This window comes from Humibacter ginsenosidimutans (assembly GCF_007859675.1).
Taxonomy (GTDB): domain Bacteria; phylum Actinomycetota; class Actinomycetes; order Actinomycetales; family Microbacteriaceae; genus Humibacter; species Humibacter ginsenosidimutans.
This window is the reverse complement of record NZ_CP042305.1, coordinates 1,346,139-1,361,622: the sequence shown is the minus strand read 5'-3', so window position 1 is coordinate 1,361,622 and position 15,484 is coordinate 1,346,139. Positions and strand designations below refer to the sequence as shown.

At 69.1% G+C, this 15,484-nt stretch carries 14 protein-coding genes; 6 read left to right on the top strand and 8 right to left on the bottom strand.

The window, feature by feature from the left end; translation table 11 throughout:
- Nucleotides 1-23: 23 nt before the first annotated feature.
- Together FPZ11_RS06470 and FPZ11_RS06465 are read right to left on the bottom strand one after the other, a co-directional pair.
- Entirely contained in the window at nt 24-284 is a 261-nt protein-coding gene (locus FPZ11_RS06470) for a hypothetical protein (RefSeq protein ID WP_146319361.1), read from the bottom strand.
- A 78-nt stretch (nt 285-362) separates the two neighbouring features.
- Nucleotides 363-929, bottom strand: a complete 567-nt coding sequence (locus FPZ11_RS06465; RefSeq protein ID WP_146319359.1) for a YceI family protein — start codon at nt 927-929, stop codon at nt 363-365.
- 242 nt (nt 930-1,171) lie between these two features.
- Between FPZ11_RS06465 and mfd the strand changes: the two genes are divergently transcribed.
- Nucleotides 1,172-4,813, top strand: coding sequence for a transcription-repair coupling factor (mfd, locus tag FPZ11_RS06460; protein ID WP_146319357.1), 3,642 nt, complete (start codon nt 1,172-1,174; stop codon nt 4,811-4,813).
- A gap of 51 nt (nt 4,814-4,864) precedes the next feature.
- Here mfd and FPZ11_RS06455 read toward each other — a convergent pair whose 3' ends face one another.
- Both FPZ11_RS06455 and FPZ11_RS06450 read right to left on the bottom strand, forming a co-directional pair.
- On the bottom strand, nt 4,865-5,914 hold the full coding sequence (locus FPZ11_RS06455) for a hypothetical protein (RefSeq protein WP_146319355.1): 1,050 nt from the start codon (nt 5,912-5,914) through the stop codon (nt 4,865-4,867).
- Nucleotides 5,911-6,306: a PadR family transcriptional regulator gene (locus FPZ11_RS06450; protein WP_146319353.1), complete on the bottom strand. Its 396-nt coding sequence runs from the start codon at nt 6,304-6,306 to the stop codon at nt 5,911-5,913. Before FPZ11_RS06450 ends, FPZ11_RS06455 begins: the two co-directional genes overlap by 4 nt.
- Nucleotides 6,307-6,411: 105 nt before the next feature.
- On the opposite strand from FPZ11_RS06450, the gene FPZ11_RS06445 reads away from it, so the two are divergent.
- From FPZ11_RS06445 to FPZ11_RS06430, 4 genes are all read left to right on the top strand, one after another.
- Entirely contained in the window at nt 6,412-8,283 is a 1,872-nt protein-coding gene (locus tag FPZ11_RS06445) for a gamma-glutamyltransferase family protein (protein ID WP_146319351.1), read from the top strand.
- Between the two features lie 83 nt (nt 8,284-8,366).
- Nucleotides 8,367-9,125, top strand: coding sequence for a hypothetical protein (locus tag FPZ11_RS06440; RefSeq protein WP_146319349.1), 759 nt, complete (start codon nt 8,367-8,369; stop codon nt 9,123-9,125).
- A gap of 61 nt (nt 9,126-9,186) precedes the next feature.
- Nucleotides 9,187-10,152 carry an aldo/keto reductase gene (locus tag FPZ11_RS06435; protein ID WP_146319347.1) on the top strand — a complete coding sequence of 322 codons (966 nt, stop codon included), beginning with the start codon at nt 9,187-9,189 and terminating at the stop codon, nt 10,150-10,152.
- Nucleotides 10,153-10,249: 97 nt separating this feature from the next.
- Nucleotides 10,250-11,434 carry a DUF1648 domain-containing protein gene (locus FPZ11_RS06430; RefSeq protein ID WP_146319345.1) on the top strand — a complete coding sequence of 395 codons (1,185 nt, stop codon included), beginning with the start codon at nt 10,250-10,252 and terminating at the stop codon, nt 11,432-11,434.
- 30 nt (nt 11,435-11,464) lie between these two features.
- Here the strand turns inward: FPZ11_RS06430 and nhaA are convergent, their stop codons facing one another.
- Nucleotides 11,465-12,628: a Na+/H+ antiporter NhaA gene (gene nhaA, locus FPZ11_RS06425; protein WP_146319343.1), complete on the bottom strand. Its 1,164-nt coding sequence runs from the start codon at nt 12,626-12,628 to the stop codon at nt 11,465-11,467.
- Nucleotides 12,629-12,791: 163 nt separating this feature from the next.
- Nucleotides 12,792-13,136 carry a VOC family protein gene (locus tag FPZ11_RS06420; RefSeq protein ID WP_210415968.1) on the bottom strand — a complete coding sequence of 115 codons (345 nt, stop codon included), beginning with the start codon at nt 13,134-13,136 and terminating at the stop codon, nt 12,792-12,794.
- A gap of 37 nt (nt 13,137-13,173) precedes the next feature.
- On the opposite strand from FPZ11_RS06420, the gene FPZ11_RS06415 reads away from it, so the two are divergent.
- Entirely contained in the window at nt 13,174-13,974 is an 801-nt protein-coding gene (locus FPZ11_RS06415; protein ID WP_246846565.1) for a nucleoside triphosphate pyrophosphohydrolase, read from the top strand.
- Between the two features lie 28 nt (nt 13,975-14,002).
- On the opposite strand, the gene FPZ11_RS06410 is transcribed toward FPZ11_RS06415, so the two are convergent.
- On the bottom strand, nt 14,003-15,274 hold the full coding sequence (locus tag FPZ11_RS06410; RefSeq protein WP_437438621.1) for an MFS transporter: 1,272 nt from the start codon (nt 15,272-15,274) through the stop codon (nt 14,003-14,005).
- Nucleotides 15,275-15,289: 15 nt separating this feature from the next.
- Complete coding sequence (locus FPZ11_RS20415) at nt 15,290-15,475, bottom strand: hypothetical protein (RefSeq protein WP_437438620.1); 186 nt, start codon at nt 15,473-15,475, stop codon at nt 15,290-15,292.
- Between the last annotated feature and the right edge of the window lie 9 nt (nt 15,476-15,484).

Here is a 15,484-nt window from a genome sequence, read left to right as displayed (position 1 = left end):
CGTCGCGGCCTGCGGCGGCCGGGTTACCGCCCGTGCGCGGCGAGGATCTGGTCGAGGTCGATGCTGCCGAGCAGCTGCGGCCAGTCGAGGCCGCGCGCGACATCCTCGGCCTGCTTCTCGGCGAAGACCTTGCCGTTGCGCTGCACGGTGACGCCCTCTGGAACGATCGCGTTCAGCTCGGCGAGCACCGCGTTGTTCACCGCCTCGGTGTCGAAATCGGCGCCGTAACGCGCGTAGACGTCGGCGGGCACGGTGTAGTCGATGATCGTGATCTCGGTCGCCATGCCGTGAGCCTAATCTTGCGGGCGCGGCGAAGGGGCGGCATCCATGCGGATCCCGCCCCTTCGGTGTTGCGAAGCTGCTTACGCCTGCAGCGCGGCCTGGAACTCCAGCGTGATGGTCACGTCGTCGCCGAGCAGCATGCCGCCGGTCTCGAGCGCCGCGTTCCAGGTGAGGCCGAACTCTTCGCGCTTGACGACGGCCTTGGCGCTCGCGCCGGCCTTGTAGTTGCCGTACGCGTCGGCGCCGAAGCCGCCGAAGTCGAACTCGAAGGTGACCGGCTTGGTGATGCCCTTGATGGTCAGGTCGCCGTCGACGAGGAACTCGCCCTTCTCGACGCGCACGCCCGTGGAGACGAAGTCGATCGTCGGGTGGGTCTCTGCCTCGAAGAAGTCGCCGGTGCGCAGGTGGCCGTCGCGGTTCGGGTCGCCGGTCGAGATGGATGCCACCTCGGCGTGCGCCTCCACGCTCGCCTCGAGCGGGTTGGCCGGGGTGACGAACGTCGCCTGGAACGTCTCGAACTTGCCCTTCACCTTGCTGATCATCAGGTGACGGATGCTGAAGCCGACCTCGCTGTGCGCGGGGTCGATCACCCAGGTGCCCTCGCGGTATCCGGGGATCTCGAGCGTGGTCGTGGCGGTGTCGGTCATGGTTCTCCTAAGACATGCGGATGGAGGAAAAGGATGTGCGGACTCCGCCGCACACGTATGCAAACGCATGCGGTCGGGGAGTATTCCGAATCCGCGAAAGAAAAGTTCTCCCGGCCGCTTGGGCAGACTACCGGGGCGCGGTGTCGGGTCCGGTCGGAGGCGCAGGCCGATCCACCTCGCCTCCTGCCGTGGTCCATCGTGCTCGCCGCGAAGTGTCGTGCGTGCGCCGTAAAGTTGATCCAGTGATCCTCGAGGGCTTGACCGGGGCGCTTTCGCGCGCCCAGACATTCGCCGACGCCCTCGCCTACGCGAATCGCGACGCGGACTTCTCGGTGACCACCGGGCTCCGCGTGCCACTCGCGGCGGCGTTGCTCGGCACCCGTCCGGCCGACAAGCAGGTGCTGCTCGTCGTGACCGCCACGGGACGCGAGTCGGAGGCGCTGCGCGGTGCGCTGGCATCCGTCGCGCCGAGCGCCGAGATCGTCGAGTTCCCCGCCTGGGAGACGCTGCCCCACGAGCGGCTGAGCCCGAGCCCGGAGATCGTCGGCAAGAGGCTTGCCGCGTTGCGCCGGCTGCGCACCTGGTCGAAGGATGCCGGCCATCCGCTGGTCGTCGTCGCGTCCGTTCGCGCCGCGCTGCAGCCGCTCGCCACGGGTCTCGACCTGATCGAGCCCGTGCTGCTGGCCGAGGGCAGCCGCGGACACGATCTCTCCGGGATCGCCGAGCGCCTGGTCGCTCTCGCCTACGCCCGTGTGGACATGGTGACCAGGCGCGGCGAGTTCGCGGTGCGCGGCGGCATCCTCGACGTCTTTCCGCCGACGGCCGAGCACCCCGTGCGTGTCGACTTCTTCGGCGACGAGGTGGAGCAGATCCGCGCCTTCTCGGTCGCCGATCAGCGCTCGCTGCCGCACGACGTGCCGCAGGTCGAGCTGGCGCCGGCGCGCGAGCTGCTGCTCACCGACGCCGTGAGGCAGCGCGCTGCGGAGATGGCCCACGAGTTCCCCGGGCTGGAGCAGCTGCTGACGAAGGTGGCGGAGGGCATCCCCGTCGAGGGCATGGAGTCGCTGGCGCCCGCGCTCGTCGACGACCTCGTGCCGCTGACCGATTACCTGCCCGACGGCGTGGCCGTGGCCGTGATGTCGCCTGAGCGCGTCGCGGCGCGTGCGCTCAGCCTTTCGGAGACGAACCGGGAGTTCCTCGAGGCAGCATGGAGCGCCGCGACGGTGGGTGCGGCCGCGCCCATCGATCTCGCGTCGGGCGACTTCCTCTCTCTGCGCCAGCTGCGCGACGCCGCACAGCTGAGCAGGCCGGGGCAGAAGGCGCCCGACCACCCGTGGTGGACGTTCTCGAGCTTCGACACCGGGGGAGCGGAGCCCGTGGTGCCGATCGGCGAGCAGTCGATCGAAGACCTGGTCGAGTCGGCGGGCGATTACGTGCGCGTCGACGCCTCGGCCGTGCCGAGCTTCGCGGGCAACGTCGACGGAGCCATCGAGCACGTCGGGCAGCGTCTGGCGGACGGCTGGCGGGTCGCGATCGTCGCGGCGGGACACGGACTCGTGGAGCGAGCGGTCGACGTGATGTCCGAGCGCGGCCTCGCGGCCAGGCAGGTGGATGCCTACCCGAGCGACGCCGAGGCGGGTGTCGCGTACGTGCTGCCGGCGTCCGTGGAGCAAGGCTTCGAGCTGCCGGAGGCGAAGCTCGCGCTGATCGGCGAGACCGAGTTCTACGGGCGCACCATCGGCTACGACTCGCGCCAGGTGAAGAAGCTGGGCGTGCGGCGCAAGAACGTGGTCGACCCGCTGCAGCTGCGCGCCGGCGATTTCGTGGTGCACGAGACGCACGGCATCGGCAAGTTCGTCGAGCTGGTGCAGCGCGAGGTGTCGAGCGGCGGTCGCAACGCAGTGAAGTCCAAGCGCGAGTACCTCGTGCTGGAGTACGCGCCGTCGAAGCGCGGCTATCCGGGCGACAAGCTCTACGTGCCGACCGACCAGCTCGACCTGCTCAGCCGCTACGTCGGCGGCGAGGCACCGCAGCTGTCGAAGATGGGCGGCAGCGACTGGGCGCAGGCCAAGGGTCGTGCGCGCAAGGCCGTTCGGGACATCGCCGTCGAGCTGGTGAAGCTGTACTCGGCACGTATGGCCTCCAAGGGCCACGCGTTCGGGGCCGACACCCCGTGGCAGCACGAGCTCGAGGAAGCGTTCCCGTTCGTCGAGACGCCCGATCAGCTGCAGACCATCGACGAGGTGAAGGCCGACATGGAACGGCCCATCCCGATGGACCGGCTCATCTCGGGCGACGTCGGGTTCGGCAAGACCGAGATCGCCGTGCGGGCCGCGTTCAAGGCGGTGCAGGACGGCAAGCAGGTGCTGCTGCTGGTGCCGACGACTCTGCTGGTCAGACAGCATTTCGAGACGTTCCAGGAACGGTTCGCGGGCTTCCCCGTTCACCTGCGCCAGCTCAGCAGGTTCCAGACCGACCGCGAGGCGAAGGAGGTCATGGACGGCCTCGCCGACGGCACCGTCGACGTCGTGATCGGCACGCACCGACTGCTGTCCAAGAACCTCTCCATGAAGGATCTCGGGCTCGTCATCATCGACGAGGAGCAGCGTTTCGGGGTGGAGCACAAGGACGCCCTCAAGAAGCTGAAGACGAACGTCGACGTGCTCGCGATGAGCGCGACGCCCATCCCGCGCACGCTCGAGATGGCGGTGACGGGCATCCGCGAGATGTCGACGCTGGCGACGCCGCCGGAAGACAGGCATCCGATCCTCACGTTCGTCGGGGCGCACTCCGACAGGCAGGTGGCGGCGGCAATCAGGCGCGAACTGCTGCGCGAGGGACAGGTGTTCTACGTGCACAACCGGGTGTCGAGCATCCAGCGGGTCGCATCGCACCTTGCGGAGCTCGTGCCCGAGGCGCGTATCGCGGTCGCGCACGGTCAGATGAACGAGCATGTGCTCGAGCAGATGGTCGTGGACTTCTGGGAACGCAAGTTCGACGTGCTGGTGTGCACGACGATCATCGAGACCGGGCTCGACATCGCCAACGCGAACACGATCATCATCGACCGCGCCGACAAATACGGCCTGTCGCAGCTGCACCAGCTGCGCGGGCGCGTCGGCCGTGGTCGTGAGCGCGCCTACGCCTATTTCCTCTGGGATGCCGACAAGCCGCTCTCCGAGACCGCCCACGACCGGCTGTCCACCATCGCGGCCAACAACGAGCTCGGCAGCGGCATGCAGGTGGCGCTCAAAGACCTCGAGATCCGCGGCGCGGGCAACCTGCTCGGTGGCGAGCAGTCCGGCCACATCGCCGGCGTCGGCTTCGACCTCTACCTGCGCATGATCGGCGAGGCGGTCGGCACCTTCCGCGGCGAGGTCGCAGAGGGACAGACCGAGCTGCGGCTCGAGCTGCCGGTGGATGCTCACATCCCCGAGGACTACGTCGACAGCGAGCGGCTGCGGCTCGAGGCGTATCAGAAGCTCTCGGCGGCATCCGGTCCGAAGGCGAAGCAGGAGTCGATCGACCTCGTGCTCGAGGAGCTCACCGACCGCTACGGCGAGCCGCCAGAGGCGGTGTCCAATCTGATCGCGGTCTCGCGGCTGCGCAGGCGTGCCCAGCAGGCCGGACTCTCGGACGTGGTGGCCATGGGCTCGAATCTCCGCATCGCGCCGGCCGAGCTGCCTGACTCGTTGCAGGTGCGGTTGCAGCGCATGTACCCGAAGTCGCGCATCGTCTCCGCGCAGAAGGTGGTGCTCGTTCCCCTGCCGGTCACCGATGGGGAGTCGCTGCCCGACGCAGAGCTGATCGCGTGGGTGCGTTCGCTGCTCGACGCGATCTTCCCGCTGCCGGAGCCCGAGGCGGTCGCCCCGCTGGTCGAGTAACACCGAAGACGGGTATCGAGACCCGTGCTTCCGCAGCCCGGGAGATGCGGATCATGACGGGGTGTTCTCCGGCTCCGCGTGCCCTGCCGTATCAGCCTCGGTCTGTCGGCCGGAGAGCTTGGATCGTCGAAGTCCCAGCGTGAATGCGGCGGCGATCAGAGAGCAGACACCGAACACGATGATGCGTTCGCCCCTGCCCTGGCTGCTGCCGAACACGGCTGCGACCGCCCACGGCAGCGTACTCAGAATGATTGTCGCCGAGAGCGCGGTTCGCTTTGCGATTCCGAGAGCCAGCGCGGCGATCAGCGCGATGAACACGGTCGCGGAGGAGGTGAAGATGGGGACCACGCGAAAGAAGAATTCGGAAGTGGGCTCGGCGACGGGGAGCATGTTCGTCGGCAGCCACCACTGTGGACCCGCGAAGGTGAAGGCGGCAGCAAGGACGAGTGAGATCGCCATGCCGCTCAGCCAGAGCACCAGACTCACCACACTCGCACGCGGTGTCGGTCGCGTCGCCGGCATCGCCATGGCCGCAACGATCACGACGAAGACGCACGGGAGTGCGCGGAGCCACATGGTGGCGGGACCGAAGTGCCCCATGAAGCCGACGACGATCGCCGCGACGATGGTCGCGCCGAGGAGACTGCGGTACAGCGGCACGGGGCCGACCACGCACGCCAGGAAGCTCGCGAGAGCCAGGAGCGAGATGATGATGAACGGGCTCAGGAACGGCCCGAACGTCAGTTGCCGCACCGGGACATCCAGCCAATGCGCGACTTGAGCAAGGTAGTCCGCACGAGCGCCCCTGGCCCACGGCACCCATTCGAAGCAGACTGCGGTGACCAGCCCGAATGCGCCCAGCAAGCCGATCATCACGGTGGCCACGCGCGCTCGGACCGCGGCCGGCGCGATCAGGTCCAGTCGGGCGTCGAGGCCGCCCACGACCATCGCGGCCTTGTCGGAAGCGGTGAGCCGTTGCCGTCCGGTGGCGTCCGCCACATCGAGATAGGTGCCGAGCATGGCGGAGTCGTTCCGTTCGCGGAATCGCCTCGGATACCACCGCGACCAGCGATGAAACTCGGCCCGCAGCGTCAAGCTCATGCGTATGCTCCCGGAAGAATGCCGGTGCCGGCCGCACGTCGAGCGGGCCGTGCCGCCGCTGTGGCGGTCGCGTGCCGCAGGGCGAGCCGTTCGCGGGCGACTCTCGCCTTCGCCTCCATGCGGTCGGCTTCGGCGCGCAGGGCGTCTTCGCCGGCATCGGTGAGCGCGAAGTAGCGGCGCAGCCGGCCGTCGACGGCCTCGTCGCCGGCGCGGACGACAAGGCCGTCGCCCTCCAGTCGGTCGAGTGCCGCATAGAGCGAGCTGACCTTCAGTTTCACCCGCCCGGAGGTGACCTCGTCGGCCTCTTTGATGATCGCGTACCCGTGGCGTCGTCCACCGGCGAGCACCGTGAGGATCGACAGCGCGGGTTCGCGCAGCTCGTGTGTCGTCATGAGTCCGTTATATTCCGGTGGATGGAATATGGCAAGTGTCGAACTACGAGCATCCCGGTCGTGCGGGAACGCCGAACCCCAGGCAATCCTCGCTAGCGTGGAGTCGTGACCTTCGCGCCGGCGCCCGACTTCACCACCCGTCCCACGATCCGCGGCACCTTCGGCGTGGCGGCCTCCACGCACTGGCTCGCCACTGCGAGCGCTCAGGCGGTGCTGGAGCGTGGCGGCAACGCATTCGACGCCGCCGTTGCGGCAGGGTTCGTGCTCCATGTCGTCGAGCCGCACCTGAATGGGCCCGGCGGCGATCTCACGGGACTCTTCCGCACGGTCGACGGCGATGTGCGCGTGCTGATGGGGCAGGGCCCCGCTCCGGCCGCCGCGACGCTGGAGCACTACCGCGACGACGAGGGGCTCACGGATGTTCCGGGCGCGGGCGCGCTCGCCGCCGCCGTTCCCGGGGCGGTCGACGCGTGGCTCCGGCTGCTCGCCGAACACGGCACGTGGGAGCTCGCCGACGTGTTGGCCTATGCGATCGGGTATGCCGAGCACGGGCATCCGGTGCACCACAACGTCGTGACGACGCTCGACCGCATCAGGGAGCACTTCCTGCAGCACTGGCCGACGTCCGCTGCACGTTGGCTGGATGCCCGTGGGCACGCGCCGAAGCCGGGCGACCTCATCGCGAATCCGACGTACGCCGCGACGTTGCGCCGGCTGGTCGATGCGGGCGCGGGGGAGGTCTCGCGCCGAGGACGCATCGCCGCCGCGGCCTCCGCATGGTCGCAGGGATTCGTGGCGCAGGCGATCGAGCGGTTCGTTCGCACCCCGCATCGCCACAGTGACGGACACGACCACGCGGGGGTCATCGCGGCCGCCGACCTGGCCGCCTTCCGGGCGGGCGAGGAAGAACCGGTCGACATCGCCTTCCACGGGTTCACGCTGCACAAGACCGGGCCGTGGGGTCAGGGCCCGGTGCTGTTGCAGATGCTCACCATTCTCGATGCGTATGGACGCCTGCACGGTCTGCGCGACGAACACGTGGATCCCTCGACGGCGTTCGGCATCCACGTCATCGTCGAGGCCGAGAAGCTCGCGCTCGCCGACAGAGACGCCTGGTACGCCGATCCCCGGTTCGCCGAGGTGCCGCTGATGACTCTGCTCTCCGTCGAGTACGCCGAGACGCGAGCGGCCCTCATCGGTGAGGAGGCGAGCGCACGACTCCGTCCCGGCTCGCCGGAGGGCCGCACTCCCTACCTGCCGCCTGTGGAGGCCGGCGCGGGAAAGGACGGACTCGCCGACTCCGCCGACGACGAGAACGACGAGAGTGCCACGGAGGAACCGGCCGGGATTGGCGAGCCCACCGTCGACAGGCACGGTCAGACGCGCGGTGACACCTGCCATCTCGACGTCGCCGACCGCTTCGGCAACGTGGTCACCGTCACGCCCTCCGGTGGGTGGCTGCAGTCGTCGCCGACCATTCCCGAACTGGGCTTCTGCCTCGGCACCCGCCTGCAGATGGCGTGGCTCGATGAGCACTCGCCAGCGGTGCTGCAGCCGGGTGCGAGGCCGCGCACCACGCTCTCGGCGACCATGGTGACGGCATCCGGTGCCGGTGGCGCGCGCGTTCTCACGCTCGGCACCCCGGGCGGTGATCAGCAGGACCAGTGGCAGCTGCCTGCGCTGCTGAGGATGCTCGTGGCCGGCTGGGACCCGCAGGCCGCGATCGACGCGCCCACGTTCCACACCACGAGCCATGTCTCCAGCTTCTGGCCGCGGGTCTGGGAACCCGCGGGCCTCGTCATCGAGGACAGGGTGGGAGCCGACGTGATCGCCGAGCTGGAGCGACGTGGACATCGCGTGACGGTCGCAGGCGGTTGGACGCTCGGGCGGCTCAGCGGCGTGGGCATCGACACCGACGGCACGCTGTGGGCGGCGGCGAACCCGCGCGGCGCCCAGGGGTACGCGGCGGGGCGATGACGATCTCGTCGTAACAGGCACCCGCGACCGTGTACTCTCGCGGTTCGAAGGTGCCGTTCCCGCCGAGAGTTGGAGAACATCGCATGGCCGCGGTGCACGATCTCATCATTCGAGGAGACCATCCGACCGGCCGGTCGGCGGTCGCCCGCGCGCTCGAGGCGCAGGGGTACAGGGTGACGGATTCCACCCACGGTGAACTCCATGCCCGGCGCGGAAGCCTCGTCTCCACACTCTTGATGGGTGCGGCGGCAGGCACGGCCCGAAGCTCTCTGAGCGTGTCGTTCTCGACCGACCAACAAGGACGACTCGTTGCGAGCGTGCGCAATCGACCCTGGGGCTCGGTGCTCGACGGCAGCGTTGTCGGGCTCGGCGACGCGCACGGCGTTCTTCGCCAGAGCGTTGACCTGATCGCCAGAACCCTGCATGATGCCGGCCGGCTCGACGACGTCGTCGTCCGCGAGTACGAGGAGCCTGCTTCCCGTCTCGGGGTCGCGCTCGCGGGGAGTGAAGCCGGCCCGTACTCGAGTGCTCAGACAGGCGTCGATGAGCCACGTCGCAGACCGGGCTGGCCAGGCCTGATCTGTGCCGTCGTCTTCACTGTTGTCGCGATGCTGTTCACCCTTCTCGAAGTGCTGAGCGGAGCCCTCGCTGCGGTGACGCGCGACAGCGGCATGACCCTCGTCGCGGCACTCGCCGCTGCAGGATTCGTGTTCCGGGGCGTGTGGGGATTTCCGCCTCGCACGTATCGGGTCCGGATCGTGGTCGTGCTCGGCTTCGCGGCAGTGCTCGCGATCGTTCTCTGCCTGGTGATCGACCACTACGAGTCGGTCTTGCACTCGTAGTCATTCGCTTCGGACCGAACGCCGTCTGCGAACGCGCACCCCGCCCGGTAGCGTCGCATCCATGCCAGAAATCGCGTACCGCACTCTCGGACCCTCCGGTCTCGTCGTCTCCACCGTCGGCCTCGGCTGCAACAACTTCGGCCGCGCGGGCACCGCGTCGGAGACGCAGGAGGGCACGAACGCCGTCATCGACGCGGCGATCGACGCCGGCGTCACCTTCTTCGACACCGCCGACATCTACGGCAAGCAGCACGGTCTGAGCGAGACTCTGATGGGCGAGGCGTTGCGCGGCAAGCGCGACGGCATCGTGCTGGCGACGAAGTTCGGCATGGACATGCAGGGGGCCAACGGGCCCGACTGGGGCGCCCGCGGGTCGCGGCGCTACGTGCGGCGGGCGGTCGAGGCATCCCTCGCCCGGTTGCAGACGGACTGGATCGATCTCTACCAGTTGCACGCTCCCGACCCGCACACGCCGATCGAGGAGACCCTCGACGTGCTCGACGACCTGATCGCTGAGGGCAAGGTGCGGTACATCGGTCACTCGAACCTCGCGGGCTGGCAGATCGCCGACGCCCAGTACCAGGCCGTGCTGCACGGGCATCCGAAGTTCGTGTCGGCGCAGAACGAGTACAACCTCGTGCGCCGCGACGTGGAGCGTGAGGTGCTGCCGGCGGTCAACGCGTACGGCCTCGGGTTTCTGCCGTTCTTCCCGCTGCACAACGGCCTGTTCACGGGCAAGTTCACCCGTGAAGGCGGTCCTGCCGACAGTCGCATCGTGCGCCAGCGGCCGCACATCCTCGACGAGGCGCCGTGGGACGCGATGGATGCCTACCAGCGCTTCTGCGACGACCGCGGCATCACGATGCTGGCGGCGACGTTCGGTTGGCTGCTCGCGCAGCCCGGCCTCACGAGCGTGATCGCCGGAGCGACGCGTCCCGAGCAGATCGTGGCCAACGCGCAGGCCGGTTCGGGCTGGGAGCCGACCGAAGCCGACATCGAGGAGATCTCCGCCCTGTTCGCGGGCTGAGTGTCCGGCACCGTCGCCGGGCCGTGTATCGCGCACCCCACCCGTGGGTGCCGCACGGCGTGAGCCCGCTTCCGAAGCCGCATCGAAGGGATGCCCGTTGACTGCGTTCGCGCTGCTCTTCCCCCTGGCGATCACCACGTTGATCGCGGTTCTGCTGTACGGGATGCCGTCGCTCATGCCCGCCACCCTGCCGCTCGGCGTGAGCGTCCCGCGTGCGCGCTCGGGCGATCCGGCGGTGACCAGGCACGTGCGCGCCTATCGGATGGCGATCATCGCGAGCTGGATTCTGTCGCTCGCGCTGCTCCTCGGGCTGTCGCCGACCGTGCCGGCCGCTGCGGTGCTGACCTCCGTGCTGTTCCTGGTGGCGGCGAGCACCGTGGCATACGTCGTGGCGCGCTCGGGCATCGTCCGCGCGAAGCGCCGCGGCGACTGGTACGCGGATGCCACGGTGCGTCCGCCCGCGAACGTGGCGTCCGTACAGCAGCCCCCGGCACCCGTCGGATGGCTCGTCTTCTCGCTGGTCGTGCTGCTGGTCGCCTTCGGCATCGGGGTGGCCGTGTATCCGTCGTTGCCGCAGAGCGTGCCGGTGCACTGGGGTGCCTCTGGGCAGCCGGATCGCTTCGCTCCCAAGGGCGTCTGGAGTGTCTTCGGCCCGCTCATCATCGGCGTGCTCGTGGCGGCAGGGCTCTTCGCGGTGTCGTTCGCCGTGCGCGCGGCACCGGTGCGGGCCGACCAGTCGCTGACGGCGGAGCAGAACGAGCGGCGCGCGTCTCTCATCCAGTCGGCGGGCTCGTCGTTGATCGGCCGTCTGACGGCGGCGACCGCGATCATGATCGTCTGGCCGGCGGTGGTCAGCTGGCTCTGGCCCGATGCCTCTGGTGCCGTGATCGCGGGCATCGTTGTGGGCGTGGCACTCATGCTGATCGTCGTTGTCGCGTTCGTGCTGGCGTCCCGCCGAGCTGCCGCGACGGCGAGGGTCGCTGTCGACGGGGACATGCTCGGGGCGTCGGCAAGGTCTCGTCGACCGGGTGCGGGATCTGTGTCTGCCGCCCATGACTCAGGGCCGGCGCACGCCTCGACTCCCGACGCTCCCGATGACGACAGGTACTGGAAGGGCGGCCTGATCTACGTCAACCGCGACGACCCCGCCGTGTTCGTGCAACGCCGGTTCGGGGTCGGCTGGACCGTGAACTTCGGGCGACCGGGCGGCGTGCTGTTCGGGGTCGTCCTCGTGGTGCTGGTGGTGGCCGCGATCGTCTCCGCGCTGGTGGCCGGCCACTGACGTGCGGTCGCGGGGCAGGCGGTCGTCCGTTCAGCCGCCCGTCTGATGCTCGTGCGGATACCTCCGTCGATACCGTCTGGCCACCAGCGACACCGTGATCCCGCCTGCGACGATCGACACGCACGAGCCGAGCAGCACCGCGAGCACGCCTTCGTCGCGCACCTCGGCGCTGCCCGCGAACGCGAGCTCGTTCATCAGCAGCGACACGGTGAATCCGATGCCGCCCAGTGACGCGACGACCAGCGAGCCCGCGAGGCTGAGAGTCGAGCCCTCACCCCGGGCGAGCTTGCCGCCGAGCCAGCCGCCCAGCGAGATGCCGACGAACTTGCCCACCGGCAGGGCGACGAGGATGCCCCAGAACGGCGCGGAGAGCTGCGCGAGAGGCACGTCGGGAATCGCCACGAGCGCCGCCGTGAACGCGAAGAGCGGCAGGACCAGCCCGTTCGACCAGGGCTCGAGGGCGTGCGTGACACGGCGAGCCGGTTGTCGCGACATGACGAGCCCGAGGGCGACGCCCGCGATGGTGGGGTGCACGCCGGAGCCGTGCACGAGCATCCACGTGAGCACCGCGACGAGCACCATGAGCACGGCGATCGGTCCGCGCAGCCTGCCGCGAAGCATGCGGCTGAGGAGCCCGAACGCGGCGACGGAGACGATCGCGGCGGCCAGGTCGATGAGGTTGGGGTTCGACGTGAAGAAGATCGCGATGATCACGATGGCGATGAGGTCGTCGAGCACGGCGAGAGCCAGCAGAAACACGCGCACGCGCCGCGGCAGGCCCCGACCGAAGATGGCAAGCACCCCGAGCGCGAAAGCGATGTCGGTCGCGGTCGGCACCGGCCAGCCCGAGGCGTATCCGCTGCCGGCCGTGAAGGCGAGATAGACGAGCGCCGGGGCGATCACCCCGCACACGGCGGCGATCGCGGGATGCAGGGCCTTCTGCCAGCTGCTCAGCTCGCCTACCGTGAGCTCGTGGCGCAGCTCCACGGCCGCGATGAAGAAGAACACGGCGAGCAGGCCGTCGCTGACCCATTCGCGCACCGTGAGATCCAGGTCGAACGCCGAGGGGCCGACCGTGGTCGACATGATGTGCTGCAGGTCGGGGCCGAGCGCGGTGTTCGCCAGCACGAGGCCGAGCACGGCGGCGCCCAACAGGATGCCGGCGGCGGCTCGTTCGGATCGGATCAGGCTCATGGGCACGCCCCTCGTCGTGACCGCGGATGCCCCGCAGCCGTGTCCGCGAGTGTCACCCGCCGGCAGTCATGCGCGACGAGACTCGCGAGCCGACCAGACTTCCCGGCACACCGCGGCCGAGTCTATCGGTCGCCGGCTCGGCCCGACGGAGGCGATGGGTGAGTCAGCCCAGCGGCGTGATGACGCAGAACACCTGGCCGTCGGGATCCCTCAGCACCGCCTGGCGCTCTCCCCACGACTCATCGACCGGCCCGCGAACGACCGCGGCGCCGGCGGCGACCAGGTCGGCCGCGACCGCGTCGACGTCGTCGACGGCGAATGTCGCCGCCACGTCGAACTCGCCGGGCACGGGCTGCCTGCGATGCAGCATCACTTCGACTCCGCCGGCATCGAGCCTCGCCACCTCATCGTTCGCCCACACGACGGGCAGCCCGAGGGCCTCCGAGTACACGGCGAGACCGCGTTGCAGATCCGACACCGACACGACCACCCGTCGCACATTCGTCACGGCACCACGTTATCGGTGCCGTGACACGATGATGTCGATGACGCGAGCCGATGACGGGGGCACGATGACCGAGCACGAGAACCTTGACGCGCGCGCCGAAGGTCGCCCGCAGAGCGGTGCAGACCCGTTCGCCGGCCCCTCCCGGCTCGACGCGTTCGCGGCGGCCATGGCATCCGTGCTCGACAAATGCGTGTGGTCGCAGACCATGACCCACGAGACGCTCGTGCCGTACCTCATCGAGGAGACCTACGAACTCGTCGACGCGATCGAGGCGGGCACGACTGACGACATCGTCGAGGAGCTGGGCGACGTGCTCTGGCAGGTGGCGTTCCACTCGGAGATCGCCTCGCGCACGGCAGGGGAGCGGTTCGACATCGAGGATGTCGCCGCCCGCGTCACCGAGAAGATGGTGCGCAGACATCCGCACGTCTTCGGCGACGAGGTGGCGGAGACCCCCGAAGACGTTCTGCGGCTCTGGACCGCTGCGAAGGCGGCGGAGAAACGACAGCGTCGAAGCGTGCTCGACGGCATCCCCCAGGGGATGCCCGCGCTCGCCCTCGCCGACAAGGTCATCGGCCGCGGGGGTCGCGTCGGTGTCACCGTCGCCGATCTCCCCGAACCGCCTCCTGAGCGAGCGCAGCGAGTCGAAGGGCGCCCACGGGCCACTCTGCCGTCCATCACCGTCTCCGACGAGTCCGAGCTCGGCGCGGCCCTGCTTCAGCTCGTGGCGGCGGCGCGAGAGAACGGTCTCGATTCGGAGCGGGCACTGCGCGTCGCGATTCGCGGCCTCGAGAACGAGATTCGCGTCGCCGAGAGCGGCACGGCGGGAATCGCCTGACGTCGAGGCCGCTGCGAGTGGCCAGGTGCTATTGAGCGGTGACGGTCTCCGTGGAGTTCGTCGTGGCGGTCTCCAGCACGCGACGCCCGGGCATGAGCAGGACCGACGCGAGCAGCGCCACACCGATCACGGCGATCGCCACGAACACCAAGTGCGTCGCCACGGCGAGTTGAGCGCCGTGCGGCGCACCGTCTGGGCCGACCGTCGCGTTCGCGTTCACGATGGCGCCGAACACGGCGACGCCGACGGCCGAGCCGATCGAGCGGGCGAACATGTTCGTGCCGGTCACCAGGCCGCGTTCCTGCCACTCCACCGAGCTCTGCGCCCCGATCAGCGTCGGAACGGCCGTCAGGCCCATGCCTGCGCCGATCACGAAGCAGATGACGGCGACCAGCCAGATGCTGCTTCCCGCGCCGAGCACGGTGAGCAGCAGAGTGCCCACCAGCACGATCGACGACCCGATGATCGCGGTCGATCGAAACCCGATGCGCAGGTAGAAACGTCCGGCGATCGACGCGGTGAGGGGCCAACCGACGGTCAGCGCCGCCACCGCGAATCCTGCGATGAGCGCGCTCATGCCGAGCACCCCTTGCGCGTAGATCGGCACGTAGGTGGTGAGACCCAGCACGATGCCGCCGATGATCAGCGACGCCAGCGTCGAGGTCCAGATGATGCGCCTCTTCAGCACGCCGAGCGGGAGGATCGGATGCTCCGCCTTGCGCTCCACGAGCACGAACGCCGCGAGTGCCGCGACCCCAACGGCGAACACGCCGATCGACAGCGGCGAGTTCCACGCCCAAGCCGTACCGCCCTCGAGCAGCCCGAGGATGATCAGTGCCGTTCCGGCGGTGAGCAGGATCGCTCCCGCATAGTCGATGCGCGGACGGCTGCGCTCGCCGTCTGCATCCTGACGCTTCTCGGCGAACTTGCGCCACAGCATCCACGCGGCGACGAGCGACAGCGGGATGTTGATGAAGAAGATCCAGCGCCAGCTCACGAACTCGCTGAACACGCCGCCCAGCGTCGGACCGACGACGGCCGAGATGCCCCACACACTGGCGAGGTAGCCCTGTGTCTTCGCCCGCTCCTGGAGCGTGTAGATGTCGCTGGCGATGGTCATGCTCATCGGCAGCACGGCACCGGCGCCGAGACCCTGGATGACCCGGGAGACGATCAGCACCGGCATCGACCACGCGAAGCCGGCGAGCACCGAGCCGACGAGGAATAGGCCGATGCCGATCAGCATCAGGTGCTTGCGACCGAAGAAGTCGGCGAGGCGGCCGTAGATCGGCACCGACACGGCCTGCGCGAGCACCTAGATCGAGAAAAGCCACGGGATCTGCGCGAAGTTGCCGAGATCCCTGGCGATGGAGGTCGACGCCGTCGCGATGATCGTGGAGTCGAGGGCGACCAGCGCCGTGGCGAGCATGAGCGAAAGAAGAATGGGGCCGCGTTCCGAGCGGAGGCCGACGCTGCGGCGCGAGATCGTGTTCTCTGACATCGAACAGTG

Bases quoted from the DNA above. Each gene is read 5' to 3' on its own strand.
- FPZ11_RS06470 (WP_146319361.1), bottom strand. From the start codon at position 284: ATGGCGACCGAGATCACGATCATCGACTACACCGTGCCCGCCGACGTC.
- FPZ11_RS06465 (WP_146319359.1), bottom strand. From the start codon at position 929: ATGACCGACACCGCCACGACCACGCTCGAGATCCCCGGATACCGCGAG.
- FPZ11_RS06455 (WP_146319355.1), bottom strand. From the start codon at position 5,914: ATGAGCTTGACGCTGCGGGCCGAGTTTCATCGCTGGTCGCGGTGGTAT.
- FPZ11_RS06450 (WP_146319353.1), bottom strand. From the start codon at position 6,306: ATGACGACACACGAGCTGCGCGAACCCGCGCTGTCGATCCTCACGGTG.
- FPZ11_RS06440 (WP_146319349.1), top strand. From the start codon at position 8,367: ATGGCCGCGGTGCACGATCTCATCATTCGAGGAGACCATCCGACCGGC.
- FPZ11_RS06435 (WP_146319347.1), top strand. From the start codon at position 9,187: ATGCCAGAAATCGCGTACCGCACTCTCGGACCCTCCGGTCTCGTCGTC.
- nhaA (WP_146319343.1), bottom strand. From the start codon at position 12,628: ATGAGCCTGATCCGATCCGAACGAGCCGCCGCCGGCATCCTGTTGGGC.
- FPZ11_RS06415 (WP_246846565.1), top strand. From the start codon at position 13,174: ATGACGCGAGCCGATGACGGGGGCACGATGACCGAGCACGAGAACCTT.
- FPZ11_RS20415 (WP_437438620.1), bottom strand. From the start codon at position 15,475: ATGTCAGAGAACACGATCTCGCGCCGCAGCGTCGGCCTCCGCTCGGAA.